Source organism: Sphingomonas sp. LHG3443-2 (assembly GCF_049896405.1).
GTDB lineage: Bacteria > Pseudomonadota > Alphaproteobacteria > Sphingomonadales > Sphingomonadaceae > Sphingomicrobium.
In genome coordinates, this window is sequence record NZ_JAFCUG010000001.1 from 1,575,825 (window position 1) to 1,600,633 (window position 24,809).

The 24,809-nt window shown below is 65.1% G+C and carries 25 protein-coding genes and 1 tRNA gene; 6 read left to right on the forward strand and 20 right to left on the reverse strand.

The window, feature by feature from the left end:
- Positions 1 to 15: 15 nt before the first annotated feature.
- Both ACP69Z_RS07905 and ACP69Z_RS07910 read right to left on the reverse strand, forming a co-directional pair.
- Positions 16 to 645 carry a DUF4893 domain-containing protein gene (locus tag ACP69Z_RS07905; protein WP_426266961.1) on the reverse strand — a complete coding sequence of 210 codons (630 nt, stop codon included), beginning with the start codon at positions 643 to 645 and terminating at the stop codon, positions 16 to 18.
- Positions 642 to 1,427 (reverse strand): 3-hydroxybutyrate dehydrogenase, encoded by a 786-nt coding sequence (locus ACP69Z_RS07910; protein WP_426266962.1) that lies wholly within the window; start codon positions 1,425 to 1,427, stop codon positions 642 to 644. The genes ACP69Z_RS07905 and ACP69Z_RS07910 overlap by 4 nt, the downstream gene beginning before the upstream one ends.
- Positions 1,428 to 1,553: 126 nt before the next feature.
- Between ACP69Z_RS07910 and ypfJ the strand changes: the two genes are divergently transcribed.
- A complete protein-coding gene (gene ypfJ, locus ACP69Z_RS07915; protein WP_426266963.1) occupies positions 1,554 to 2,453 on the forward strand; it encodes a KPN_02809 family neutral zinc metallopeptidase in 900 nt (299 codons plus the stop codon).
- A 36-nt stretch (positions 2,454 to 2,489) separates the two neighbouring features.
- Here ypfJ and ACP69Z_RS07920 read toward each other — a convergent pair whose 3' ends face one another.
- Positions 2,490 to 3,482 (reverse strand): NADP-dependent oxidoreductase, encoded by a 993-nt coding sequence (locus ACP69Z_RS07920; RefSeq protein WP_426266964.1) that lies wholly within the window; start codon positions 3,480 to 3,482, stop codon positions 2,490 to 2,492.
- An 84-nt stretch (positions 3,483 to 3,566) separates the two neighbouring features.
- The gene (locus ACP69Z_RS07925; protein WP_426266965.1) at positions 3,567 to 5,057 is read right to left on the reverse strand and encodes a DUF2171 domain-containing protein; all 1,491 of its coding nucleotides are present in this window, start codon (positions 5,055 to 5,057) and stop codon (positions 3,567 to 3,569) included.
- 198 nt (positions 5,058 to 5,255) lie between these two features.
- Between ACP69Z_RS07925 and ACP69Z_RS07930 the strand changes: the two genes are divergently transcribed.
- The 3 genes from ACP69Z_RS07930 to ACP69Z_RS07940 all read left to right on the forward strand — a co-directional run bounded on the left by ACP69Z_RS07930 (position 5,256) and on the right by ACP69Z_RS07940 (position 7,563).
- Positions 5,256 to 5,331: transfer RNA gene (locus tag ACP69Z_RS07930), tRNA-Ala, on the forward strand.
- A gap of 348 nt (positions 5,332 to 5,679) precedes the next feature.
- The gene (locus ACP69Z_RS07935; RefSeq protein WP_426266966.1) at positions 5,680 to 6,582 is read left to right on the forward strand and encodes an iron-containing redox enzyme family protein; all 903 of its coding nucleotides are present in this window, start codon (positions 5,680 to 5,682) and stop codon (positions 6,580 to 6,582) included.
- Positions 6,583 to 6,633: 51 nt separating this feature from the next.
- A complete protein-coding gene (locus ACP69Z_RS07940; RefSeq protein WP_426266967.1) occupies positions 6,634 to 7,563 on the forward strand; it encodes a methyltransferase in 930 nt (309 codons plus the stop codon).
- 13 nt (positions 7,564 to 7,576) lie between these two features.
- Here ACP69Z_RS07940 and ACP69Z_RS07945 read toward each other — a convergent pair whose 3' ends face one another.
- The 6 genes from ACP69Z_RS07945 to ACP69Z_RS07970 form a co-directional block, all read right to left on the reverse strand.
- A complete protein-coding gene (locus ACP69Z_RS07945; RefSeq protein WP_426266968.1) occupies positions 7,577 to 8,743 on the reverse strand; it encodes a glycosyltransferase family 4 protein in 1,167 nt (388 codons plus the stop codon).
- Positions 8,700 to 9,617 (reverse strand): glycosyltransferase family 2 protein, encoded by a 918-nt coding sequence (locus ACP69Z_RS07950; RefSeq protein ID WP_426266969.1) that lies wholly within the window; start codon positions 9,615 to 9,617, stop codon positions 8,700 to 8,702. The genes ACP69Z_RS07945 and ACP69Z_RS07950 overlap by 44 nt, the downstream gene beginning before the upstream one ends.
- A 131-nt stretch (positions 9,618 to 9,748) precedes the next feature.
- The gene (gene pnp / locus ACP69Z_RS07955) at positions 9,749 to 12,127 is read right to left on the reverse strand and encodes a polyribonucleotide nucleotidyltransferase (protein WP_426266970.1); all 2,379 of its coding nucleotides are present in this window, start codon (positions 12,125 to 12,127) and stop codon (positions 9,749 to 9,751) included.
- A 163-nt stretch (positions 12,128 to 12,290) separates the two neighbouring features.
- Positions 12,291 to 12,560, reverse strand: a complete 270-nt coding sequence (gene rpsO / locus ACP69Z_RS07960) for a 30S ribosomal protein S15 (RefSeq protein ID WP_168068637.1) — start codon at positions 12,558 to 12,560, stop codon at positions 12,291 to 12,293.
- A gap of 10 nt (positions 12,561 to 12,570) precedes the next feature.
- Positions 12,571 to 13,467 carry a tRNA pseudouridine(55) synthase TruB gene (truB, locus tag ACP69Z_RS07965; protein WP_426266971.1) on the reverse strand — a complete coding sequence of 299 codons (897 nt, stop codon included), beginning with the start codon at positions 13,465 to 13,467 and terminating at the stop codon, positions 12,571 to 12,573.
- Positions 13,464 to 14,066, reverse strand: coding sequence for a thymidine kinase (locus tag ACP69Z_RS07970; protein WP_426266972.1), 603 nt, complete (start codon positions 14,064 to 14,066; stop codon positions 13,464 to 13,466). The genes truB and ACP69Z_RS07970 overlap by 4 nt, the downstream gene beginning before the upstream one ends.
- A gap of 135 nt (positions 14,067 to 14,201) precedes the next feature.
- Between ACP69Z_RS07970 and ACP69Z_RS07975 the strand changes: the two genes are divergently transcribed.
- Positions 14,202 to 14,873: an imm11 family protein gene (locus ACP69Z_RS07975; protein ID WP_426266973.1), complete on the forward strand. Its 672-nt coding sequence runs from the start codon at positions 14,202 to 14,204 to the stop codon at positions 14,871 to 14,873.
- A 42-nt stretch (positions 14,874 to 14,915) separates the two neighbouring features.
- Here the strand turns inward: ACP69Z_RS07975 and ACP69Z_RS07980 are convergent, their stop codons facing one another.
- The 10 genes from ACP69Z_RS07980 to ACP69Z_RS08025 all read right to left on the reverse strand — a co-directional run bounded on the left by ACP69Z_RS07980 (position 14,916) and on the right by ACP69Z_RS08025 (position 23,079).
- Positions 14,916 to 15,062 (reverse strand): hypothetical protein, encoded by a 147-nt coding sequence (locus tag ACP69Z_RS07980; protein ID WP_426266974.1) that lies wholly within the window; start codon positions 15,060 to 15,062, stop codon positions 14,916 to 14,918.
- On the reverse strand, positions 15,062 to 15,502 hold the full coding sequence (locus tag ACP69Z_RS07985) for a GNAT family N-acetyltransferase (RefSeq protein ID WP_426268071.1): 441 nt from the start codon (positions 15,500 to 15,502) through the stop codon (positions 15,062 to 15,064). The genes ACP69Z_RS07980 and ACP69Z_RS07985 overlap by 1 nt, the downstream gene beginning before the upstream one ends.
- A gap of 21 nt (positions 15,503 to 15,523) precedes the next feature.
- The gene (locus tag ACP69Z_RS07990) at positions 15,524 to 15,658 is read right to left on the reverse strand and encodes a hypothetical protein (protein WP_426266975.1); all 135 of its coding nucleotides are present in this window, start codon (positions 15,656 to 15,658) and stop codon (positions 15,524 to 15,526) included.
- Positions 15,655 to 16,047: a 30S ribosome-binding factor RbfA gene (gene rbfA, locus ACP69Z_RS07995; protein ID WP_426266976.1), complete on the reverse strand. Its 393-nt coding sequence runs from the start codon at positions 16,045 to 16,047 to the stop codon at positions 15,655 to 15,657. The genes ACP69Z_RS07990 and rbfA overlap by 4 nt, the downstream gene beginning before the upstream one ends.
- Positions 16,048 to 16,083: 36 nt before the next feature.
- Positions 16,084 to 18,783 (reverse strand): translation initiation factor IF-2, encoded by a 2,700-nt coding sequence (infB, locus tag ACP69Z_RS08000; RefSeq protein ID WP_426266977.1) that lies wholly within the window; start codon positions 18,781 to 18,783, stop codon positions 16,084 to 16,086.
- 11 nt (positions 18,784 to 18,794) lie between these two features.
- The gene (locus tag ACP69Z_RS08005; protein ID WP_426266978.1) at positions 18,795 to 19,514 is read right to left on the reverse strand and encodes a DUF448 domain-containing protein; all 720 of its coding nucleotides are present in this window, start codon (positions 19,512 to 19,514) and stop codon (positions 18,795 to 18,797) included.
- On the reverse strand, positions 19,495 to 21,132 hold the full coding sequence (gene nusA / locus ACP69Z_RS08010; protein WP_426266979.1) for a transcription termination factor NusA: 1,638 nt from the start codon (positions 21,130 to 21,132) through the stop codon (positions 19,495 to 19,497). The genes ACP69Z_RS08005 and nusA overlap by 20 nt, the downstream gene beginning before the upstream one ends.
- 4 nt (positions 21,133 to 21,136) lie before the next feature.
- A complete protein-coding gene (gene rimP, locus ACP69Z_RS08015) occupies positions 21,137 to 21,706 on the reverse strand; it encodes a ribosome maturation protein RimP (protein WP_426266980.1) in 570 nt (189 codons plus the stop codon).
- A gap of 120 nt (positions 21,707 to 21,826) precedes the next feature.
- Complete coding sequence (locus ACP69Z_RS08020) at positions 21,827 to 22,264, reverse strand: GtrA family protein (protein WP_426266981.1); 438 nt, start codon at positions 22,262 to 22,264, stop codon at positions 21,827 to 21,829.
- Positions 22,264 to 23,079 carry a glycosyltransferase family 2 protein gene (locus ACP69Z_RS08025; RefSeq protein WP_426266982.1) on the reverse strand — a complete coding sequence of 272 codons (816 nt, stop codon included), beginning with the start codon at positions 23,077 to 23,079 and terminating at the stop codon, positions 22,264 to 22,266. Before ACP69Z_RS08025 ends, ACP69Z_RS08020 begins: the two co-directional genes overlap by 1 nt.
- A 146-nt stretch (positions 23,080 to 23,225) precedes the next feature.
- On the opposite strand from ACP69Z_RS08025, the gene ACP69Z_RS08030 reads away from it, so the two are divergent.
- On the forward strand, positions 23,226 to 24,773 hold the full coding sequence (locus ACP69Z_RS08030; RefSeq protein ID WP_426266983.1) for a hypothetical protein: 1,548 nt from the start codon (positions 23,226 to 23,228) through the stop codon (positions 24,771 to 24,773).
- Positions 24,774 to 24,809 lie beyond the last annotated feature (36 nt).

Consider the following 24,809-nt stretch of genomic DNA (forward strand, 5'->3'; position numbering starts at 1 on the left):
GCCGAGCCTAGCGGCTCAAGGTGCGGGCACAAGCTCCACCACGTCGATCAGGCTCTCGAAGCGTGGGTTGGGGAGGATCAGGCGCCAGCGGTTCGGCCCGATCCGCTCGACATAACCCGCCAGGTCGCGGTCGTTGTCGGCGCCATAGGGAATGGCCCGCTGCTCATCGCCGAGAACCAGGGTGCCGAGGAAGACCGTGCGCAGCTGATCGTTCGGGAAGATATAGCCGACCTGCCGCTGCGAGCCGCTGAGCTTGGTGAAGCTCTGAAGCCGGCCCGACGTTGCGATGCGACAGTTGAAGGCTGGATAGGAGACGAAAGGAAGGAGACCTGGCGAGCGGGCACCAAGCTTGATCACCCGGCAGCGATAATCGCCGTTTGGAATGCCTCCACCAACCGCCGCATCCGGCCGCAGCAGCAGCCCTTCGCGGGCGACCGCGTCCGCATGGCCGGCAGCGCGGGCCTGCGTCAAGCCGGCGACGAACGCCGTGCGCCAGTCGCGCAGGCGGCGGCGGTCCACGTCGGTGGCGACGGACTGCCACGAGGCGGCATTGGCGACCGGCCCTGCGGTCGGCCGCTCGCTGGGGGTGCAGGCGCCAAGAGCAAGCACCGCGAACGCGAGGGCAAGGGAGCGGAGCGGCGTCATTGCGCCGTCCAGCCGCCGTCCATGCTGAGATTGGCGCCAGTGATGCTGCCCGCTTCCGGGCGGCACAGGAAGAGCGCAAGGGCGGCGACTTCGACCGGTTCGACGAAGCGCTTGGTCGGCTGGGCGGCGAGGAGGACGTCGTTCATCACCTGCTCCCGGGTGAGACCACGGGCCTTCATCGTGTCGGGGATCTGGTTCTCGACTAGCGGGGTCCAGACGTAGCCGGGTGAAATGCAATTCACCGTGACGCCGTCCCTGGCGGCTTCCAGCGCGACCGCCTTGGTGAAGCCGGCGACACCATGCTTGGCCGCGACGTAGGGCGCCTTGTTGGGGGAGGCGACAAGGCTGTGCGCGCTGGCGGTGTTGATGATCCGCCCGAAACCGCGCTGGCGCATGGAGGGGAGGCACAGGCGCGTGGTGTGGAACACGGCCGACAGGTTCACCGCCATGATCCAGTCCCACTTTTCGGCCGGGAAGCTCTCGATCGCGGAGACATGCTGGACGCCGGCGTTGTTGACGAGGATCGACGGGCTGCCGAGCTCGTCGGTGCACCCTGCGACCAAGGCATCGATTGCTTCCGGGTCGGACAGGTCGGCATCGGAGAAGCCGGCGCAATCACCCGACAAGGCCGCAAGCTCGTCCTTCAGCGCCATGTTGGCGTCGCGGTCGCCGAAGCCGTGCAGCATGACCCTGGCGCCTTCTGCGGCGAGGGCGCGGGCGATGGCGAGGCCGATGCCGCTGGTCGAGCCGGTCACCAGCGCGACCTTGTCCTTGAGGATCATGCGAACGGATACTCCTGAAAGGTTCAGCAGCCCTATGGAGTGCTTCGCCGCCGCGCTGCAAGGCGAATTGGCAATCGTGCAACCCCGGGCGCTGCCGATCATTGTGGCCCCGTAAGGGAGATCAGAATGCGGCTCGACGGACCAGGCAGTTCCAATTTCGAGGATCGCACCGGACAAGGTGGCGGTGGTTCGATCCTGGGCGGCGGCGGTGGCATCCTTGGTCTGCTGGTGCCGCTGATCCTCAGTCGGTTCGGGATCGTCGGCCTGCTGGTCCTGGCGCTTGGCTATTGCGCGCTTGGCGGGCTTGGCGGCGGCGGCATCCTCGGCGGCGGGGGCAGCAGCCCGACCGTGCAGCAGGGTGAGCGGAATGCGGCATCAACGCTTCCGGCCGAGACCAGGACTTTTTTGACGGGCGTGCTCGGCTCGACCGAGCGGGTGTGGGCGCAGGTCTTCTCCGCAGCCGGACAGCAATATCGGCCGACAGTCCTCACGGCCTATACTGGCGGCACACAGACCGCGTGCGGCGCGGGCCGTGCGGCTTATGGGCCGTTCTACTGCCCGGGCGACCAGAAGATCTACATCGACCCGAGCTTCTTCAACGAGCTGACCCAGAAGTTCGGCGCGCCGGGCGATTTCGCGCAGGCTTATGTGATCGCGCACGAGGTCGGGCACCATGTCCAGAACCTCGAAGGCACGCTCGACCGCGCCAGCAACGCGCAGCGCGCGGCGGGCGAAGCGCAGGGCAATGCCATACAGGTCGGCGTCGAATTGCAGGCCGATTGCTATGCGGGAGTGTGGGCCAAGAACGCTCGCAATCCCGATGGCACCCCGGTGCTGGAGCAGGGCGATCTCGAAGAAGGTTTGACCGCCGCCGCCGCGATCGGCGACGACAAGCTGCAGTCGCAGGCGGGCCAGTCAGTGCGTCCGGAGAGCTTCACCCACGGCAGCAGCCAGCAACGGGTCGAGGCGCTTCGCCGGGGCTACACCAGCGGCAATCCGGCGAGCTGCAACTACAACCGGGTGTGAGTGACGCTCCCCCTGCGAGTCGGGGGAGCATCGCGCTCAGAGCTTGACCAGCATCTTGCCGGTGTTGGCGCCGGTAAACAGGCCGAGGAACGCGTCCGGGGTCTTCTCCAGTCCCTCGACAACGGTGTCGCGGCCCTTGACCGCGCCGCTTGCGACCCACGGACCCATCTCGCCGTAGAACTCGCCATTGCGGGGCAGATAATCGGTGTAGATGAAGCCCTTGAGCATGACCCGCATGGCGATCACGCGCATGATGTAGCGCAGCTGCGTCGGCGTGCCGCTGTTGTAACCTTCGATCATTCCGCAAATGGCAAAGCGCGCGTCGCGGCGGGCGAGCGCCAGCGCGGCGTCGAGATGCTCGCCGCCGACATTGTCGAAATAAACGTCGATGCCCTTGGGCGCGACCTCGGACAGCGCCTTCACCAGCGGCACGCCCGCCTTGTAGTCGATGCATTCGTCGGCGCCCAAAGACTTCACGAAGGCGACCTTGTCGGCACCACCGGCCGAGCCGATCACGGTCATGCCCTTGGCCTTGGCGATCTGCACCACCGCGGAACCGACCGCGCCCGCTGCGGCGGACACGAAGACGATATCGCCGGCCTTGGCCTTGGCCGCGTCAAGCAGGCCCCAGTAAGCGGTGCCGCCGGTAAGCCCCAGATTGCCGAGGAAGGCCTGCGGCTCGACGCCCGGAATGCTCGGCAGCTTGTTCAGCGCCTGCGCCGGCACCACCGCCTCGTCGCGCCAGCCCATCATGTGCATGACCGTGTCACCGAGCTGAAAGTCAGGGGAGCGGCTTTCCACCACCTCGCCAACCGCGCCGCCTTCCAGCGGCTCGCCGATCTGGAACGGCGGCACATAGCTCTTCACGTCGTTCATGCGTCCGCGCATGTAGGGATCGACCGACAGCCAGTGATTGCGCACCCGCACCATGCCGTCGCCAAGTTCGGGCAGCGCCACGTCCTTGAACTCGAAGTTGTCGGCGGTGGGAGTGCCGTTCGGGCGACTCTTAAGGTGCCAGGCTTGAGGCATGGGATCGGGGTCCTTGGCTGAAACGGAAAAGGCCCGAACACCGCTGGGGTGCCCGGGCCTTCCCGTCAAGCTGCTGGGGACAGCTTACTTCTTGGTCGAGCGACCGGTCGTCGACGAGTCGTCGTCGTCGTAGGTGCCCGAGAAGCTCTTATCGAGCATGTGAGGGCCGTCGCTCGTGGTGCCGGTGGTCGAAGCGCCGGTGGTCGAGGTCGGGCTCATGGTCTGCCCGGTCGGCTGGTTGGTCGACGACTGGGTCTGGCGATCGTCACGATCCGACCCGCTGCCGCCGAACAGGCCGCCGACCATGCCGCCGCCCTGCGAACGGCTGTAATCGTCCTCGCGCTCTTCGGTCAGGCGCGAGCGGATCGAGTCCTTGGTGCCGGTCAGATAGACCTTGCCGTCCTCGACCCGGTCGAGCAGCGAGCAGGTGAAGCTGCGATGCACGCCGTGAGCTTCAGGATCGTTCTTGGTCAGGATGATCTTGTCGCCGCGGACCTTGTCGACCGTGCCGATGTGCTGGCCGCTTTCGTCCACTACTTCGGCATGTTCGCGGATCTGCGTCAGCATCTGCCGCTTGGTCTGGCGGGTCTGGCGGAAGCCCGAGAACTCGTTCTCGAACCGGCTCTGATGCTCGCGGCAATATTCGTCATAGTCGCGATCGAGGTCTTCGATCTGGCGCTGGCGCCACGACGAATAATGCTGGTCGTGCGGGCTGCGCATCGACTGGCTACTGGAACCGCCGCCGAAGCTCGACGAGCTGCTGCTGCCGCCAAAGCCCGAGCTCCCGCCGAAGCTGGATGATCCCTGGTCCTGGAAGCGGTCCTGGCTGCCATACTGCTGCTGGCTGTAGTTCTGGCTGCCGAGGCCAGAGCCCTGGCGGCCCTGTTCGTTCGAGCTGCGGCCATAATCACCCGTCATCGGGCGATAGCGGTCGCTGCCCTGGCTCTGGTAGCCGCCGCTCTGACGGTCCTGGCTGCCGCGATCCTGCTGCCCACCATAGGACTGATGCCGCGTTTCGCGGTACGAGCCGCCGCCTGTCTGGCCGTAGCCGGACGGGTAGGAGCGGTTCGAACCAGTGTCGCCGTAATCCTGACCCTGGCGGCTTCCCGAGCTCTGACCCTGGCTGCCGTAATCGCCGCGCCCGAAGCCGCCGCTCTCACCGCCGCCGCGGCCATATTGGTTGCGATAGTCGCCTTCGTCACGGCCGCGGCCGTAGCTGCTCGACTGTCCGCCGCCGAAGAAGGCGCCGCGGTCGCTCTTGCCGAAGCGATCGTCCTCGCGGCCGCCGCGCTGGCGACCTTCGTCCTGGTCATAGGACCGCGGCTCGTAGCCGCTGCGATTGTAGCCACCGCCACGCTCAAACGCGTTCGGATCGTAGGTATTGGCGGCGCGGTTGTAGCCATGACCGGACTCGCGCCGGCTACCACTGTCGTCGTCGCTGAAGAAGTTCGACACGCTGTCGATCGCTCGGTCGAAGAAGCCGCGCTCGTCATTGTTGCCGCCGCTGCGATGATCGCGCTGGCGGTCGTCACGGTGACCGCGGTTGTCGCGGTCGTCATACCGATCGTAAGCCATTAAATCTCCTCCATGGGACATCCGCGGGAAAGGGGGCCCGGGATGTTGAATAGTTAACGATAGGCGAGGGCAGGCGTTCCGGGCCTGAAGGCCAGGGTGAGGCAGCGCAGGGCCGAAACGATCGGCAGCTTTCGGGCATGAAGAAAAGCGCGTTGCAAGGCAGCCAAAGCGCGGGTAGAGGCGCGGGGCAACCGGTGCGGGGCTGTAGCTCAGATGGGAGAGCGCTGCAATCGCACTGCAGAGGTCAGGGGTTCGATTCCCCTCAGCTCCACCAGCCCTTCAATGGCGATGCTGGTTTCTGCGCACCGGGCATTTTCAAAACGCGATTGGTTGTCAATCCGTTGGTGAGCCGAAGCTCCGCAGGTTGCCCGGTTGAGCGATCTATGAGGCTGCCAACGAAGAGGCGGCCAAATCATCCAAACATATGTTAGTGTTTGCAAAGCAGCGGCCTGGTTGACCATCGGCCTGCGCAAGATGCCACGCTGGTCACAACTGCATGGATTAGGTTTCTTTGCTTGCAGCGCCTGGCTTAGATTCATGGTCCTTTGGCCACCCGCCGGAACAACTGCCGGGCAGGGTCCGTTCGGCTCGCATATTCCTTATCATTGCGAGCACTCTTCACATGGCTACCCGTTTCCGTTCGACCCTGTCCGGATCGCAATTCTACAACGATGTTTTTCAGCGCGCGCTGAGCCACTGGAACCACGATCGCCTCGGGCCCCAGTTTCCGGGGGCCGAAGCAGCTGCGCGGATTGATCGCGATGCGCGGATGATGCGGTTGGAGCTCGGGTTTCTCGAAGACCTGCGGGCCGAGGTGGTTGAGCAGGCCGCTGAAGCCCCGACGGATGCTGACGGGTTCATCGCCTGGTTCGAGGCGCTGGAGGAGAAAGGTCCCGGGCAGCATGACCGCTTGTTCGACTGGCTTGAAGCCGAAGCGACTGTTGACGAGCTCAAGGTCTACCTGACGCAAGAAGCGGCGGGGGAGGCGGGTTTCGACGATCTTGTCGCCATGACCCAGGTCCGCCTGCCTGTCCGGCCCAAGATGGAGCTGGCGCGCAACTATTGGGACGAAATGGGGCGCGGTAACCCCAAGGGCATGCACGGCCCGATGCTGGACTACGTTGTCGAGGCCTTGGAACTGACGCCTCAGATCGATACGACCTGCTGGGAGAGCCTTGCGCTCGCCAATGCGATGACAGGAATGGCGGCGAACCGCAGCTATGCCTGGCACAGCGTCGGCGCTCTTGGCGTGATCGAACTCACGGCCCCGGCGCGTTCGGCGGCCGTTTCGCGGTCTATGCGGCGGCTCGGCTTCGATGCCAAGCTACGGCGCTATTTCGATCTCCATGCAGTGCTCGACATCAAGCATAGCGAGGAATGGAACAAGGAAGCGATCCGGCCGGCGGTCGAGGATGCGGCCGAAGGGCCGGCACGCGCGCGGGCGATGGCGGAAGGCGCGCTGATGCGCCTGAAGTGCGGCGAGCGCTGCTTCAATCGCTACCGGGAGATGCTGGGCATCGCCTGATGGCATGACGCGGCCTTGTCTTGCGGCCGGCCCCTGCTACCCGCATCGCCCATGACCTTTTCGCCCGAACCGCTCGCCGCTTTGCTCCAGGCTCTCGACCAGGAGGGCTATGCCTTCACCACCGTGACACCCGCCACGCACCAGCGGGTGCTGGCGCGGCGGCCGGGCGAGGTGGCGAGCGATCTGCGCGACATCTTCGGATGGAGCATGTCCTTCGCGCGCGACACGCTGCCGGGCGATCTGCTCGACCTCTTGCGCGAAGGCGGGGCGCTGGACGAACGCAGCGGCGTTTACCGCAGCCTGGTGCGGGTGTCGTCGCTCTCTGGACGGCTGTTCCTTCATTCCGCTTACCCGACCGAAGAGGAAGACAGCGTCTTCTTCGGCCCCGACACCTACCGCTTCGCCCGCTTCGTGGAGGCAAGCGCAGAGGATCTCGATCCGCCGCGGCACCTCGTCGACCTTGGCGCTGGCGCTGGCCCCGGCGGGATCAGCGCTGCCGGGCTGCTCGAGCCCGACGCGGTGAGCCTGGTCGACATCAATCCCCGCGCACTGGCGCTGGCCTGCGCCAACGCGATGGCGGCAGGATTAGAGGTCGAAACGATCGAAGGCGGCCTAGCGGACGTCGCGGGCGACATCGACCTGATCATCGCCAACCCGCCCTTCATTGCCGATTCCAAAGGGCGCAATTACCGCGATGGCGGCGACATGCTAGGCGCTGGCGTGTCGCTCGACTGGGCTCGCCAGTCTCTCGAGCGGCTGAGCGAGGGCGGTACCATGCTGCTGTACACGGGGACCCCGATCATTGCCGGCGAGGACCGCCTGCTCAGCGCGCTGTCAGAACTCGCCGACGAAGCTGGAGCGAGCCTTCGCTACGAAGAGCTGGATCCCGACATTTTCGGCGAAGAACTCGACCAGCCGGCGTACGCTGACGCAGGCGCCGAGCGCATCGCGGCAGTCGGCGCGGTGCTTCGCAAGGGGTAGGGGAAAGGGCGGCCTAGCGCCCTGCTGAGCGGTGCTTGTCGTGAACTTCGGCTAGGAAGTCACGATATTGGCGCGCGATGTTGCGCCACGATAATCGGTCAGCGGCGGCAGCCGCGCGGCTCAGCGCATCCGGCTTCCCGTGCTCGATGGCGCGGGAGACAGCAGCGGTGATCGCGCTTTCATCGGCGGCATCGACTAACCCCGGATAGTCGTCCCCGAAGATCCAGCGCGTAACTGCATAGTCGTGCGCCACGACCGGCACACCGATGGCCAGGGCCTCGGCGTAGACGTTGCCGAAGGACTCGTGGAACGTCGGGTGCAGCATGACGTCGGCCGAGCGATAAAGATCCGGCATGTCGGCCAGAGGCAATGTCATTCGCCGAAAACGGCCGGGCATAAGCTCTGCGCCAAGCGCATCGAACTGATCGCGGAGAGGGCCGTCTCCCGCCACCACCAACTCGGCACCGGGGATGCGAGCGACGGCACGCATGCCTTCAAGCACGCGTTTGCTGTCGATCAGCGCACTGACCATGAGGACGATGGGTCGTTTCTCGGGCAGATTGAACCGGGCGCGATGCGCTGGGCCAGGACCGAACCGGTCAGGGTTCATCCCATTGGGAATGAGCACGGACGGCCAACGCGCGTGGTTGCGGTCGAAGTAGATCGGGTTGGTGCAGACCAGACCGTCACAGCGGAACAGCGCATATTCGCTTCGGTCGGAGTAGGGTGGCCAGTCGCCGTTCTGCGTAACGAACACGTGCGCCGGCCGCTTTCCCATCGGAGGCCAGCGCGTGAGCATCCAGTTCACAAAGGGATAGCTGCACGTCACCGTGACGTCTGCCTTTCGGCTTTGGTACTGGCGGAGCGCGTTCAGCACCCACGTCGCTTCCTCGTCGATCGACTCGGAACGGAAGGGCGGGAATTTGGGAATGCTCTCGAAGCGTTCGCGAGGGATCAAGCCAATCCGCTGGAAGTCATAAGGCCTTCCGGGGATTGGATCTCCCGAGCCAATCAGCTTGACGTCGTCCAGGCCGAGATTGGCGATTTCGGTCGCGACGGCTTCGAAGGCAACTTCGGCACCGCGATGGACGCGATGCAGGCCAGGCAGGAGAAAGTCGATCCGCATCGCCGACGACTTAATGTTCTTTGCGGAAGCCGGCAGCGCCAGCCATTTGACCAATGCCCGTGGCGAAGCTTGCTACACCGTAGCGCCATTGCGGGCGGTCACCGCGCAGCAAGCGCGAGATGGGGCGCAGCATCGCCAGCACGCTGGTCTTTCCGCCACGCAGGAAAAGCCGGGCGTTGCTGTCGCCGAAATGGCGATTGGTGACGAACATCGAATTGCCGAGCCAGAATCGATACATGACCAGGTGCTTGAAGGTTGCGCGGTCAGGCGGTTCGTTGCCCCATACCCCGGCATGCTTAGCAAACCTGATCTTGAGGCCGGCGGCGTGGGCGGTGCGATAGAAGATCATGTCCTCGCCGCCGAGCTTGCCGTAACGCGGGTCAAAGCGGATGTCGGAGTGCTCGCGCAGGAATTGGGCGCGGATGATCGAGTTGTTGGTTGCCGCGAGATCCATCGGGGCCTGGTCCTCGAAGTCAAAGCGGATGTCGTCGAAGAACGGTTGTTCGGTCATCCACTTTGGCGATCCCTCGGGCACCCGAAGGTTCATCGCGCCCGTCGCGCAATCGGCACCGGTTGCTTCGAGCACATCGAGATAGGCGTTGAGCCAGTCCGCTGCTGGCTCGCAATCGTCGTCGACCATCGCGACCCAATCGGCGTCTTCCAGCGCCGTGTTGACGCCAAGATTGCGGGCGATGGAGATGTTGGCCTTGCCCGACGCGCGGTAGCGGATCCCGAGTTCGAAAGCGTGCTCGAAGTCGGCCACAACGAACTTCGCGCGCTGGTCGGGATTGTCGTCGACCACAACCACGCCGACCTTGGCGCGATCGCCTGTCGCCTTTGCCACATCGACCAGCGCCTCGAGCAAGGTGCGAAGCGGCTCGTTGCGCTTGTAGGTGCAGATGGCGACGATGATGCGAGGCGGGCTCATGGGGTCCTTGTGTCCGAACTTTCGGTTCACGGCCACCTGTAGCCAAGCCAAGTAAAGAATTCGGTTTTTCAGAACAAGAAAAAGGCCCCGCATTGCTGCGAGGCCTTTTCCTTGTTCAGGCTGACAGCGACTTAGTCGTCGCTGTTGTTGTTGCCGCCGGTCAGAAACGCCGGGGCGAACTCGGGCGCGGGGCCGTTGTCGCTGTCCGAACGCTCGCGGCGGGGGCCGCGGTCGCCGCGGGGGCCACGGTCTCCGCCGCCATCACGGCCGCCACGATCGCCGCCGTCACGGCGCGGGCCGCCACGGCCGTCGCGGCGGGGACCACGATCGCCACGATCGCCACGATCGCCACGATCGCCGCGCGGACCACGGTCACCACCTTCACGCGGCTCGCGCGGGGGCCGGGTGTCCTCCAGCTCGGCGCCGGTTTCCTGGTCGACGACACGCATCGACAGGCGGACCTTGCCGCGATTGTCGACCTCGAGCAGCTTGACCTTCACTTCCTGGCCCTCGGTCAGGACGTCGCGGACGTTCTCGACGCGCTCGTTCTTGATTTCCGAGACGTGCACCAGGCCATCCTTGCCCGGCATGAAGGTCACGAAGGCGCCGAAATCGACGATCGAGGCGACCTTGCCGGTGTAGATGGTGCCGGGCTCCGGCTCCTGGGTGATGCCCTGGATCCAGGCGCGGGCGGCTTCGATCTGCTTCACGTCGGACGAGCTGATCTTGATCAGGCCCTCGTCGTCAATGTCGACCTTGGCGCCGGTGGTGGCGACGATCTCGCGGATCACCTTGCCGCCGGTGCCGATCACTTCGCGGATCTTGTCCTTGGGGATCTGCATGGTCTCGATGCGCGGCGCGTGAGCCGAAAGCTCGCCGCGGGTGCTGTCGAGCGCCTTGGCCATTTCGCCGAGGATGTGCGCGCGGCCGTCCTTCGCCTGGGCAAGGGCGACCTTCATGATCTCCTCGGTGATGCCGGCGACCTTGATGTCCATTTGCATCGTGGTGATGCCCTGGTCGGTGCCGGCGACCTTGAAGTCCATGTCGCCGAGGTGATCCTCGTCGCCGAGGATGTCGCTGATCACCGCGAACTTCTCACCCTCGAGGATGAGGCCCATGGCGATGCCGGCGACCGGACGTGCGAGCGGAACGCCCGCGTCCATCATCGACAGCGAACCGCCGCAGACGGTGGCCATCGACGAGGAGCCGTTGCTCTCGGTGATGTCGCTCAGAACACGGATAGTGTACGGGAATTCCTCGCTGGTCGGCAGCACCGGGTGAAGCGCGCGCCAGGCGAGCTTGCCGTGACCGACTTCGCGGCGACCCGGCGCACCGAAGCGGCCCACTTCACCGACCGAGTAGGGCGGGAAGTTATAGTGCAGCATGAAGCGCGAGTAGCTGAGGCCGTCGAGACCGTCGATCATCTGCTCGGCGTCCTTGGTGCCGAGCGTGGTGGTGCAGATCGCCTGCGTTTCGCCGCGGGTGAACAGCGCCGAGCCGTGGGTGCGCGGCAGGAAACCGACCATCGCCTCGATCGGACGAACGGTCTTGGTGTCGCGGCCGTCGATGCGGCGGCCTTCCTCGATGATGGCGGTGCGGACGATGTCCGCTTCCAGCACCTTGACCAGCTTGGCGGCGACGAGCTGCTCCTGGGCTTCCGCCTCGGCGAAGGCTTCCTTGGCCTTGGCGCGGGCAGCGTTGAGGAGGTCCGAACGCTCGGCCTTCGAGGTGATCTTGTAGGCAGCCGCGATGTCGGCGCCGATCAGCTCCTTGAGCTTGGCCTTGGTGGCGGCCTTGTCGTCGGCTTGGCGGAGATCCCAGGGCTCCTTGGCAGCCTTTTCGGCGAGATCGCAGATCGCGTTGACGACCTTCTTGCAGGCGTTGTGCGCGAACACAACGGCGCCGAGCATGACCTCTTCCGACAGCTCCTTGGCCTCGGATTCGACCATCATCACGGCCCCGCCGGTGGCGGCGACGACGAGGTCGAGATCGCCTTCCTTGACCTGCTCGTTGGTCGGGTTGAGCACATACTCACCGCCGACATAGCCGACGCGGGCAGCGCCGATCGGGCCCATGAACGGAACGCCCGAGAGGGTGAGGGCGGCCGAGGCGGCGCACATCGCGACCACGTCCGGCTCGTTCTCGCCGTCGTAGGAGAGGACCTGAGCGATCACGAGGACTTCGTTGTAGAAGCCTTCCGGGAATAGCGGGCGGATCGGGCGATCGATGAGACGGCTGGTCAGCGTCTCCTTTTCGGTCGCGCCGCGCTCACGCTTGAAGAAGCCGCCCGGGATGCGGCCGGCTGCGGAGAACTTCTCCTGATAGTGGACGGTCAGCGGGAAAAAGTCCTGGCCGGGCTTCACGCTCTTGGCGGCGGTGACGGCGCACAGGACGACGGTTTCGCCCATGGTGGCGAGCACGGCGCCGTCGGCCTGGCGGGCGATGCGCCCGGTCTCGAGCTTCAGCGTCTTGCCGCCGAGATCGACTTCCACGGTGTTGATATTGAACATCTGGTTTCCTTGTAGCCCGCCGCCGGATGCGGACGGGTTCGGTCGTTTGGCAGGCAATCCGGCCTGCCAGCGGGTGAGGCGTTCGTTTCAGCCTCTGAACTGCCCGCCGGATTGCGGGAGGTCCATAAGCGAAGGGCGCCGCTTGGGCGCCCTTCGTATCTCGTTACTTGCGGAGGCCGAGGCGACCGATCAGGTCGGTGTAGCGCTGGGCGTCTTCCTTCTTGAGGTAGGCCAGGAGGCTACGACGCTTGTTGACCATCATCAGCAGCCCGCGGCGGCTGTGATTGTCCTTGGCGTGGCCCTTGAAGTGCTCGGTCAGCGTCTGGATCCGGTTGGTCAGGATCGCGACCTGGACCTCGGGCGAACCCGTGTCGTTCTCGTCGCGGCGATATTCCTTGATCACTTCGGCCTTGCGCTCTGCGGTAATCGACATCGTTTTACTCCTATTCCTGAAGGTTGAACCCGCGGACGATCCGGTCTCCTTCGATCAGCGCGACAGGGGTGAGCCCATCGACGGCGACGTGAAGACCGCTTGCCAGCGGAACCCGGGAAAGCCGCTGTCCGACACGGAGCAGGCGGGCTTCATCGGGGGTGACGGGAAAGGCCGGGATGTCGTCCAGCCCTGCTTGCAATGGCAGAAGTGCCCCGTCGAGCGAGCCGCCCTTAGCGCATTGGCCTAGAAAGTCCAGTGATATCGCCTGATCGAGGGTGAACGGCCCGGCCTTGGTGCGGCGCAGCATGGTGACGTGTCCGACAGTGCCGAGCGCCAAGGCCAGATCGCGGGCGAGGCTGCGGATGTAGGTACCTTTGGAGACGGTAGCGGAAAGAGTAATTTCCTCCAGCAGACCTTCACTGCCGCTTACGATGGCAAGCGAATGGATGGTGACAGCGCGGCTCTTCAGCTCCACGTCTTCCCCGGCACGGGCGAGGTCGTAGGCGCGTTGACCGTCGACCTTCAGCGCCGAATAGGCCGGCGGAACCTGAGTGATCGGGCCGGTGAAGGCGGGAAGGGCAGCTTCCACCTCGGCTAGCGTGGGACGGTGCGGGCTAACCGCGATCTCCTTGCCTTCGAGGTCGAGGGTGTCGGTCTGCACTCCGAAGCGGATGGTGAAGTCGTACGCCTTGACCGCGTCGAGCATCCGCCCGGCAAGTTTGGTCGCTTCGCCGAGCGCGATGGGCAGCACGCCGGTCGCCAGCGGGTCGAGCGTGCCGCCATGGCCGACCTTGGTCTTCGCCTCGCCCGCGTCGCGCAGTGCGCGCTTGACCGCGCTCACGCTTTGCGTGGAGCCGAGGCCAAGGGGCTTGTCGAGGATGATCCACCCCGAAAGGGGCTGCTTCACGCGGCTGCCCCGGCTTCTTCCGCCGAGCGCAGCCGGGCGAAGAAGTGGCGGCGGCAGAGCGCGACATAACGGTCGTTGCCGCCAATCTCAGTCTGCTGCCCCTGCGCGACCGCACGCCCCTCGGCATCGACGCGGAGGTTCATGGTCGCCTTGCGCCCACATTCGCAGACGGCTTTCAGCTCGACCAGCGCATCGGCCAGCGCCAGCAGGCTTGCGCTACCGGGGAACAGAATGCCACGAAAGTCGGTGCGTAGGCCATAGCAGAGCACGGGGAGGTCCATCTCGTCCGCCAGTCGGCAGAGCTGAAGCACCTGCGCCTCGGTCAGGAACTGCGCTTCATCGACCAGCACGCAATGGAGCCGGCGCTTGCTCAGCTCGGCGCCGACCGTCTCAAGCAGGTCGGTCGTGGGATCGAAGCTGTGCGCGTCGGCGCCGATCTCCAGCCGCGAGGAGATACGGCCCTCACCGGCCCGATCGTCGATCGCGGCGGTCCACAGCATCGTCTCCATGCCGCGCTCGCGGTAATTGAAGTCGGCCTGCAGCAGCGTCGTCGACTTGCCCGCATTCATCGCGGCATAATAGAAATAAAGCTTGGCCATGGCGGCAGGCGCTTAGCGCGGATGGCGCATGGTAGCCAATGTCCGCTTTCGACCCATTGGGGACGTTGCGCCTGACGAAATCCGCCGTAACGGTGGGTTGACCCCATTGGCACATGAGGATCTTGGGGAGTTCACATGCCGTATGGCCTAAACGTGAAGCCAGTGCATGGCTACTACGTCGAAGTTGAAGCACTTGATGGTGCTATCGATCAGGTGAAGTTGAGCGATGAAACGCCGGATGACGGCTATCCGGCGCGAAGCCAGCCTCTAACAGCAGGTCGATCGGTACAAACCCAAAACCTCCCAACCCGCCTCCGTTGGAAAGATCGACAAGGTCATCCCATTCCTGATTTCGACAACGGGTTAATCCTAAACGTTTCATCGCGCGCCAAAGATTTAATCGATGAATTCGAACCAGGCACTCACCAGTTCGTGCCGGTATCGTACGAAAACTCTGCCGGTCAGCACCTAGAAAGGCGATATTTCCTGTTCGTCGGCAATCGCATCGACGCGATGCATCCGGATAATCCGACAATGGCGCTAAACCGAGGTATGTATTGGGTGCCGTTGAATGACCTGCTCCGTCGCGGGCAGGAACTCCCTCCCGGCAAGAACGCCGATCTTCCCGCAAAGCTTGTCCTCAGTCGAGAAAGGATTGGCCAGGTCCACCTTTGGATCGATAAGCGCTTGGCAAGCGGAGCGACATTCATGTCCGACAAGTTAGCCGAGGCCGTGCGAGATAAAGGTCTTACCGGGATAAGGCCGGGGGGCGGTCGAAACCTGGTGACCCACGCTTTCCGCCCTTAGCAGGCATACAAGCCGGCAATATCCTGCTGCCAGTCTCTCCGGCTACTTCTTGGCAGCTGCCTTGCCGCCCTTCTTACCAAGCTCAGACTGCGCCGCCGACGACTTGCGCGGGTTCGACTTGCCTTCCTTGGCGGCCTTGGCGTTGGCCTTTTGCGCAGTGGCGCTGCCGAGGCCTTTCTTCTCGGTCATCATCTGCTCCCTGGAGGTCGAGACAGGTCAACGCAGCGGAGCGGGCGGATGCCTTTCGGGCTTTCGGCCAGCCATTCGCCGGCGAGAAGGGAGAAGATGACGGTATCGCGGACATGGCCCGTCCAGGTGATCGTGTCGGCCCTCAGCACGCCCTCGCGCGTCGCGCCGAGCTTGGCGACCGCCGCCTGCGAGCGGAGATTGCGGGCATCGACCCGGAACTCGATCCTGTGAAACCCGAACGCGATGGCCCGGCCGATCATCATGTTCTTGATCCGCCGGTTGAATCCCGTTCCGCGCAGGGCAGGGCGGTAATAAGTGAACCCGATCTCCAGCACGCGGTGGCGCTGGTCGATCCGCAGGAAACTCGACATTCCGGCGAAGAAGTCGCCATCGAACAGGACAAAGGTTTCCGCGTCCGGCCGGGCGAGCAGCGCGTCGATCGTGGCGTCGAAATGTGCGGGTCAGCAATCGACCGAGTAGATCGACCAGATATCGCGATCCTCGGCGCAGGCGGCCTTCAGCGCCGCTCGATATTCCTCGGCGAAGGGATGGGCGGAGCAGCCGTCGCCCGTCATCGGCGCGGCGAGGTCGCTCATTCGTCGGTGAGGTCTTGGCTGACGTGCGGGGTGCGCAGGATCTTGTCGATCTTGCCGCCCTCGTCGAAGCTTTCGTCCGCCAGGAATTTGAGTTTGGCGGCATATTTGGTGTTCACCCGCCGCGCGACTTCGCCCTGGAAGAAGGCGGTGTTGGTGCGCAGCGCCTTCAGCACCACCTCCTCGTCCTGCCCCAGCAACGGCTTCACGAAAACGGTCGCGTGGCGCAGGTCCGGGCTCATCCGCACTTCGGTGACGCTGACGAGATGGCTCTGCAGCGTGGCATCATGCACGTCGCCGCGCGCCAGCACTTCGCTCAGCACGTGGCGCACCTGCTCGCCGACACGAAGCAGGCGGACGGAGCGGCCTTCGGAGGACTCGGTCCTCTTCATAAGAATGTCCCCTCCCGCACGCGGGAGGGGTGTAACTCAGAGCGTCCGGGCACGTTCTTCAACCTCGAACACTTCGAGGTTGTCGCCCGCCTTGATGTCGTTGGTGTCCGCGAGCAGCACGCCGCATTCCAGACCCGCGATGACCTGCGCCACGTCGTCCTTGAAGCGGCGCAGCGAGCTGATCGTGGTCTTGGAGACGATGACGTCCTCGCGGGTGAGGCGCGCGTGGAGCCCCTTGCGGATGACGCCTTCGAGCACCAGCAGACCGGCCGCCTTGTCGCGCTTGCCGGCCGGGAAGACCTCCTGCACGCGGGCACGGCCGACGACCGTTTCGATGATCTCGGGTCCAAGCTCGCCCGCCATCGCACCCTTGGCCCAGTCGGTCAGGTGATAGATGACGTCGTAATAACGAAGCTCGGTCTTGTTCCGCGCCGCTACTTCACGCGCCTTGGCGTTCGGACGGACGTTGAAGCCGATGATCGGCGCCCCGGTGGCCGAGGCCAGCGTGACGTCGCTTTCGGTAATCGCGCCGACACCCGAGTTCAGGATGCGGACCTTGATCTCGTCGGTCGACAGGCGGTTCAGCGCATTGACGATCGCTTCGGCGGAGCCCTGCACGTCGGCCTTCACCACCAGCGGGAATTCGATCACGGTGGACGCCTTGTTGGCGAACATGTTCTCGAGGCTCATCGGCGCGGCGGTGGTGCGCTTGCGATCGAGCACGCCCTGGCGGTAGGCGGCGACCTCACGGGCACGCGCCTCGTTCTCGACAACGGTGAGCTGATCGCCCGCCGACGGCACCGAGCCCAAGCCGAGGACCTCGACCGGCATCGAAGGACCAGCGACCTTGACCTGCTTACCATGGTCGTCGGTCATCGCGCGGACCTTGCCCGAGGCAGCGCCGACCACGAGGACGTCACCGACCTTGAGCGTGCCGCGCTGGACCAGCACGGTGGCGAGCGGACCACGGCCCTTGTCGAGCTTGGCTTCGATCACGGTGCCTTCAGCGGCGCGATCCGGGTTGGCGCGGAGCTCGAGGATTTCCGCCTGCAGCGCGATGGCGTCAAGCAGCCCGTCGAGGTTGGTGCCCTTCAATGCCGACACTTCGACGTCCTGGACGTCACCGCCCAGTTGTTCGACCACGATCTCGTGCTGCAGCAGCTCCTCACGGACCCGCTGCGCGCGGGCGTCCGGCTTGTCGATCTTGTTGATCGCCACGATCATCGGCACGCCAGCGGCCTTGGTGTGGTTGATCGCTTCCACCGTCTGCGGCTTGAGGCCGTCGTCGGCTGCCACCACGAGCACCACGATGTCGGTGACATTGGCACCGCGCATACGCATTTCGGTGAAGGCTTCGTGGCCTGGCGTATCGAGGAAGGTGATGAGCTCACCGCTCGGCACCTTCACCTGATAGGCGCCGATGTGCTGGGTGATGCCGCCAGCTTCGCCCGACACCACGTTGGCGCCGCGCAGGGCGTCCAGCAGCGAGGTCTTGCCGTGGTCGACGTGGCCCATGATGGTGACCACCGGCGGACGGGCAACGAGGGTGGTTTCGGCATCGACGTCGGCGGCGGTATCGATGTCGATGTCGCTGTCGCTGACGCGCTTGATGTTGTGGCCGAACTCGGTGACCAGCAGCTCGGCGGTATCCTGGTCGATGCTCTGATTGACGGTCACCGGAGTGCCCATCTTGAACAGCGCCTTCACCAAGTCCGCGGCCTTTTCGGCCATGCGGTTGGCAAGCTCGCCGACCGTGATGCTTTCAGGTACCACCACGTCACGAACCTGCTTCTCGCGCGGGCCCGACTGCGAATAGGCGCGCTTCTCCTTTTCGCGCGCCCGGCGAAGGGCGGCGAGGCTGCGCGAACGATCGTCGTCCCCGGCGAGCGCGCGGGTGACGGTGAGCTTGCCCGAATGGCGACGGTCATCGCCGCCGCGCTGACCCGGACGGGCCGGACGGGCGGGCTCAGGACGGCGCGCGGGCGAGGCGCTGCCGCCGCTGCTGCCACCCGACGATGGCGCCGACTGCTGCTGGCTGGCCTGGGGCGCGGCCTGCTGTTGCTGTTGCTGTGGCTGCGGCTTGGGCGCGGGCGGCGGCGGACGGCGCACCGGCTGGAACATCTGGCCGGGGCGCGACGCCACGGTGCGCGGAGCAGCCGCCGGAGCGGGCGCCTCGGGCTCGGACGCCGGGGCGGCAGACTCCGCAGCCGCGGCCGCTTCGGCAGCCGCGTCGGCTTCGTCGGCCTTGCGCGCTTCTTCCTCGATCCGGCGCTTGGCGTCTTCCTCGGCTTGGCGAGCGGCCTCTTCGTCGGCCTTGCGCTTGTCTTCGGCGCGCTTCTTCTCGTCCTCGGTCGCATTGACCTTGGCCTGCTCTTCGCGGCGGCGGGCTTCTTCGAGCGCGGTCATGCGCGCTTCTTCGGCCTCACGCATCCGGCGCGCGGTATCTTCCTTGCGGGCGGCGATATCGTCAGCCGCCGAGCGGCGCGGGGCAGCCGGAGCGGGCGCAGGCGCAGCAACGGGGGCCGGAGCCGGCGCGGGCGCGGCGACTTCAGGCTCGGGCGCAGCAACGGGCGCCTCGCCCGGCCGGCCGAGGATGCGGCGCTTCTTGACTTCGACCACCACCGTGTTCGAACGGCCGTGGCTGAAGCTCTGCTTGACCTTGCCAGTCTCAACCGTGCGCTTGATGCCCAGCGGCGGCCGGGTACCCAGCTTCGGCTTGTCGGTCTGGTCGCTCATAAATTCCTTATCTACTCGTCGTCAGCAAGGGGTTGACCAACGGCGTCATCGCCGCGGCCTAGCCCAGCAGTTCCTACAATGAAAGCACGCCAGCGTTTGAGGGTGCCAAGCACGCGCGCGGCCGCTCTCGGGTCGGTAAGGGCCACATGTACCACATTTTCCCGCCCCAGCGCCATGCTCAAGATGGTGCGCGGGGCCGGTATTTCCAAGCCTCGGCGGTGGCCAATCTCTTCGGCTCCGCCAACCCGCCACGCCTGGTCGAGCTTGCGGCGGCCATCGGCACCCGCGTCGGCAGCATGGAGGAGGAGGTGGACCTTGCCCCGGCGGCAAGCCTCATCGACCCGGTCGGCGCCGTTGATCAGCGTGCCGGAGCGCGCTTCCATGCCGAGCCGGTCGAGCGACGCACGGGAAAGCGCCTGCTCAATCCGTTCGGGGAGGTCGGCCGGAATCTCGATTCCTTGCGTCCTGAACGCGCGCGACAGGGCGCCCTTGAGCTTGCCCTTGGCGATCGCCGTCTCGAGCTCCGGACGGGACACCCCGATCCACGCCCCGCGCCCGGGCGCCTTGGCGCGGACGTCGGGGTGCACCTGGTTGTCCGGCCCGAGAACGAGCCGGATCAGCTCCGCCTTGTCGGCGGACTGGCGCGTAAGGACGCAGGTGCGTTCGGGACCATGCCCGTCCGCACCGTCGCCGTCAGCTGGCGCTAGCGCCTCATTGCGAGGATTCCGCATCGGCGGCCTCCTCGGTCTGCGGGGCTTCCGCCTCGTCTTCGAACCAGTGCGCACGGGCGGCCATGATGATCTCGTTGCCCTGCTCTTCGCTGAGCCCGTACTCGGCCAGGATCCCGCCCTTGTCCTCGGCCCGCTGCGGCGCATTCTCGGCACGGCGGCGCGGCTCGGGGCGCTTCTTCTGGACCAGCTCGTCGGTGGCGAGGTCAGCGAGATCGTCGAGCGTCAGGATCTTGGCCCTGCCCAATGTCACCAGCATCTGCTCGGTGAGATGCGGCAGCTCGGCCAGCGCGTCATCGACACCAAGGCCGCGGCGTTCCTCCCGGGCAGCAGCCTCGCGGCGCTCCAGCGCTTCGGAAGCACGCTCCTGAAGCTCGGTGGCGATGTCGTCGTCGAGACCCTCGATCGAAGCGATTTCGTCGGCTTCGACGTAGGCCACTTCCTCAAGGCTGGTGAAGCCCTCGGCAACCAGCAGCTGAGCCAGCGTCTCGTCGACGTCCAGCTCGTTCTGGAACATCTCGGAGCGCTCGATGAACTCCTTCTGGCGCTTCTCGGACGCGTCGGCTTCGGTCAGGATGTCGATCTGGCTGCTGGTCAGCTGGCTGGCCAGGCGGACGTTCTGGCCGCGGCGGCCGATCGCCAGGCTAAGCTGGTCGTCGGGGACCACCACTTCGATCCGGCCTTCTTCCTCGTCGATGACGACGCGGGCGACGGTCGCGGGCTGAAGCGCGTTGACGACGAACGTCGCGGTGTCTTCCGACCATGGGATGATGTCGATCTTCTCGCCCTGCATCTCCTGCACGACGGCCTGGACGCGGCTGCCCTTCATGCCGACGCAGGCGCCGACCGGGTCGATCGAGCTGTCGTAGCTGATGACACCGATTTTGGCGCGGCTACCCGGATCACGGGCGGCGGCCTTGATCTCGATGATGCCGTCGTAGATTTCCGGCACTTCCTGCGCGAACAGCTTCTTCATGAAGTCGGGGTGCGCACGGCTGAGAAAGATCTGCGGCCCGCGGGTCTCACGGGCGACGCGCAGGATCAGGCTGCGGACGCGGTCGCCGACGCGGTGCATTTCGCGCGGGATCTGCGCGTCGCGGCGGATCACGCCTTCAGCGCGGCCAAGGTCGACGACCACGTGGCCGAACTCCACCCGCTTGACGACGCCGGTGATGATCTCGCCGACGCGGTCCTTGAATTCCTCGAACTGGCGCTCGCGCTCGGCATCGCGGACCTTCTGGAAGATGACTTGCTTGGCAGCCTGAGCGGCGATGCGGCCGAACTCGATCGGGGGCAGGGGATCGACGATGAAGTCGCCAACCGCGGCATCGGCCTTGAGTTTCTGCGCGCCCTTGAGGTCGATCTGCTTGTAATAGTCTTCGGGGCTTTCCTCGACCACTTCGACGACGCGCCACAAGCGCAGGTCGCCGGTCTGCGGATCGAGCTTGGCGCGGATGTCGTTTTCCTGGCCGTAGCGGGCGCGGGCGGCGCGCTGGATCGCGTCCTCCATCGCCTCGATGACGATGCCGCGATCGATCAGCTTTTCGCGCGCAACGCTGTCAGCAATGGCGAGCAGCTCGGCCCGGTTGGCCGTCGGGGCGGCGGGAGCGGCGGTAGCCATGTTCTTACTCTTCCTCTTGGAGTTCAGGTTGGTCGGCAGCGTCGAGCGGTGCCTCAACGAGTTCGTCTGCGCCCTCGGTCGAGAGCGGCTGGGTGGCGGCAATCAGGCGGTCGGTCAGCAGGAGCTTGGCCGAATGAATGGCATCGAACGGAATGCTGCGGGTGCCCTGCGAGCCGGAGATGAAAATGGTCTCACCCTCGACACCTTCGATGTCGCCGGTCACCTGCTTGGCACCGTCCACCTCGCGGGCGAGCTTCAGGCGGGCTTCGTGACCCTGCCAGTCGCTATAATCCTTGAGCCGGGTCAGCGGTCGGTCGATACCGGGTGAGCTGACTTCAAGCCGGTAGGCGCCTTCGACCGGGTCGCGGCCATCGGCTTCCATCTCGTCGAGAATGTCCGAGATCCGCCGCGACAGGGCTTCGCAGTCGCCAAGATCGAGCTGACCGGTCTCCGGCCGTTCCGCCATGACCTGCAGCGTCGGGTCCGACTTGCCGCCGATCATGGCCACGCGCACGAGTTCAAAGCCGAGTGCCTTGGCCTCGGTCTCGATCCGTGAAGTCAGCGTTGCGTCCATGCGGCTCCCATAGGTCCAAACCCCCTCGGACCGCCGCGGTGTCCCGGGCGGCCTCACCAGCATCAACGATGTGAGGAGGAGATTCGTTTATAGGAGCAGCGGCGCGTTCGCGCAACCGGGTCAGTGCGCCTTGAACACCCAGTAGCGATTAAGGAGAAAGCTCAGGATCGGCGTCGCGGCCATCATCAGCGGGGTAGCCGCCAATGGGGGCAGGCCAAGCTGCTTCACCGTCAGCCAGATCCACAGGTTGTTGATCGCAAATGCGATGCCGGCCGAAATCAGGAATCGTCCGAGCTGCAGCGCCTCGCCCTTGTTGCCGCCTTCACGGAAGCTCCACCGGCTGTGCACGAAATAACCGATGCAAAGCCCCACCGCCGTGCTTCCGACATTGGCAAGGAAGGGATCGACATGGTGCCACACCAGCGCCGAGAAGACCGACGTCGCAAGCCACGTCACGAACAGGCCGGCGATGATGTAGCGCACCAGCTGGCGCGACGCCGGGTGGGCGAGCAGCTGCTGCGCCTTGCGGGCGTGGCCTGCCATCAGCGGTCGAAGCATCACGCGATCTCGGCGACTGCCGGGGCCGAGCGGGAAGTGCGCTGCGCACCGGCTTTGGCCGGCGGAAGCCGCTCCTCGCTGGTGAACAAGGTGGAGGAGGTCAGGCCCATCTTGCACAGGCGATACAGGAAGGCCGTGCCGAGCACGCCGAAACCATAGGTGCAGCTGCGGCGGAAGTTGATGCTTGACGCTTCCTCGAAATAGCGGGTCGGGCAGCTGATCTCGCCGATCTGGAAGTCCTTCCACATCGTTTGCGCGATCATCTGGTTGTCGAACACGAAATCGTCCGAGCAGGCCGGAAGCGGCAGGGTTTCGAGCACTTCGCGGCTCCAGGCGCGGTAGCCGGTGTGATATTCCGACAGCTTGGCGCCCATCAGCAGGTTCTGCAGCGCGGTCAGGCAGCGATTGGCGACGTACTTGTAGAGCGGCATCCCGCCGGCCAGTGCGCCATTGCCCAGGATTCGCGACGCGAACACCGCGTCATAATGGCCCGATGCGATCATGCCGGCCATCGCCGGGACCAGCTTGGGGCTGTACTGATAATCGGGGTGGAGCATGATCACGATGTCGGCGCCACGCTCCAGCGCGATGGTGTAGCAGGTCTTCTGGTTGCCGCCGTAGCCGCGATTGTCCTCGTGCGTGGCGGTGAAGATGCCGAGTTCGCGCGCCAGAGCCGACGTGCGGTCCTTGCTGCAATCGTCGACCAGGATCACGTCGTCGACAATGGTGAAGTCGATTTCGTTGTAAGTGCGCTCGAGAGTCCGATCGGCATTATAGGCCGGAAGGACGACCGCCACCTTCTTACCATTGATCACGAAATTCTCTCCCTGGCTCCGCGTCAGGCCATCACCATCGCCGAGGAAGGTTAACGAGAGTGTAAACGCTTGCAAGAAAAGCGCTGTCTTGGGAAGAGCAGGGCTGCTGCAGTGCGGCGGCGGGTGGGGAAATCGTGACAGGCAAGGTGGATAGTTGGATCCGGCAGCCGGTGCTGGCGGAGCGCGCAGCGGCGGAAAACCGGGGCGCAAGGTGGATCCTGTTCGGGGTGTGGCTCGCCCTTACCCTGGTCCTCGCGGTCAAGCACGTGCCCTGGCGCGACGAGGCACGGGCCTGGTCGCTGATGCTGATGGGCAAAAGCTGGCCCGACATGTTCCGCACCGTGCAGGGGGAGGGGCATCCCTACCTCTGGTACGTCCTGCTGCGCGCCGGGTGGGACGTGTTCGGCGTTCCCGAAGTGCTCCGTGTCACCGGCCTGGTCATCGGCGTCGGCACCTCCGCGCTGCTGATCCTGCGCGGGCCGTTCCGCATCGGCATGCTGGCGCTGCTGGTGTTCAGCCTGCACCTTGGCTTCGAATATACGGTGCTTGCGCGCAACTACGGGATTTCGGCACTGATCATGCTGGTGATCGCCTCCTCCTGGCTGCGGATCAGGGACAACCTCTGGCTCGGCCTGTTGCTGCTCCTGTTGTGCAACACGAACGTGCCGAGCGTGTTCGTCGCGGGCTCCTTCGCCTTTTACCGGATGCTCGAACTCTACGAAGGGCAGAAGGACCTCAAGGAACCTGAATGGCGGCGCTGGCTGCTCAACGTCGCGCTGCTCCTCGCCGGCACCTTTCTCTGCTTCATCGCGGTTTACCCACCGGCGAATGACGGCGCGGCCAGCGCGGCAGCGGTGCCTCTTACGCCGCTCAACCTGTTCGGTGCGCTCTTCACGACCGATCGCTCGTTCATGGCTATAGGCTTCGGCAGCGGATCACTGTTCGGCTCGCTGGTGGTCTGGCTCAGCCTGCTTCTGTTTCTTGACCGCAAACAAGCGCTGGCCTCCGCCATGCTGGCGCTCATTTGCCTCAAGGTATTCTTTTTCTTTGTTTATCCCGGCTACTACCGTCACTCGATCCTGTTCTTCTTCTTCATGATCGCGCTGGCCTGGATCGAGGCGAACAAGGGCTGGGTGAAGGAGTGGAAGACGGAGCAGCCGCGCACCGCGCTAATGATCGGCACCACCGCCTTTACCATCCTGATGGCTATGCAGACGGTGCGGTACCTCAATTACCCGATCCGCAATCTGGTCGAAGGCCGGCCTTATTCCAATGCAGCCGATCTTGCCCGGGTCATGGCACGGCCCGAGTTTCGTGGCTCCATGCTGATGATCGATCCCGACACCATGGGGGAATCGGTCGTCTATCAGAATGGCCGGCCGTATTGGCTGATCCGCCAGGACCGGCCGGGGGTTGTCACGCCTTTGTCGCTGTCGGGGAACAAGCGGCTGACGCTCGACCGTTTGCTGGAGCAGGCCGAAACTGTTCGGCAGCGAACCGGGCGGCCGGTGGTGATCGCGCTGGCGCTTGATCTCAACAAGACCCGCAGCGGCGCCTATGACATGATGTACCAGGATTACACCATCCTGACCCCCGACAGCGTGAACCGCTTCAAGGCTGCGACACGCGAAGTCGCGTCGCTCCGCAGCGGCAGCGGCGACGAGACCTATGATGTCTATGTCTATCCGCGCTGAGCGCGGCTGGGCGTCAGTCAGTCACGACCCCCCTGT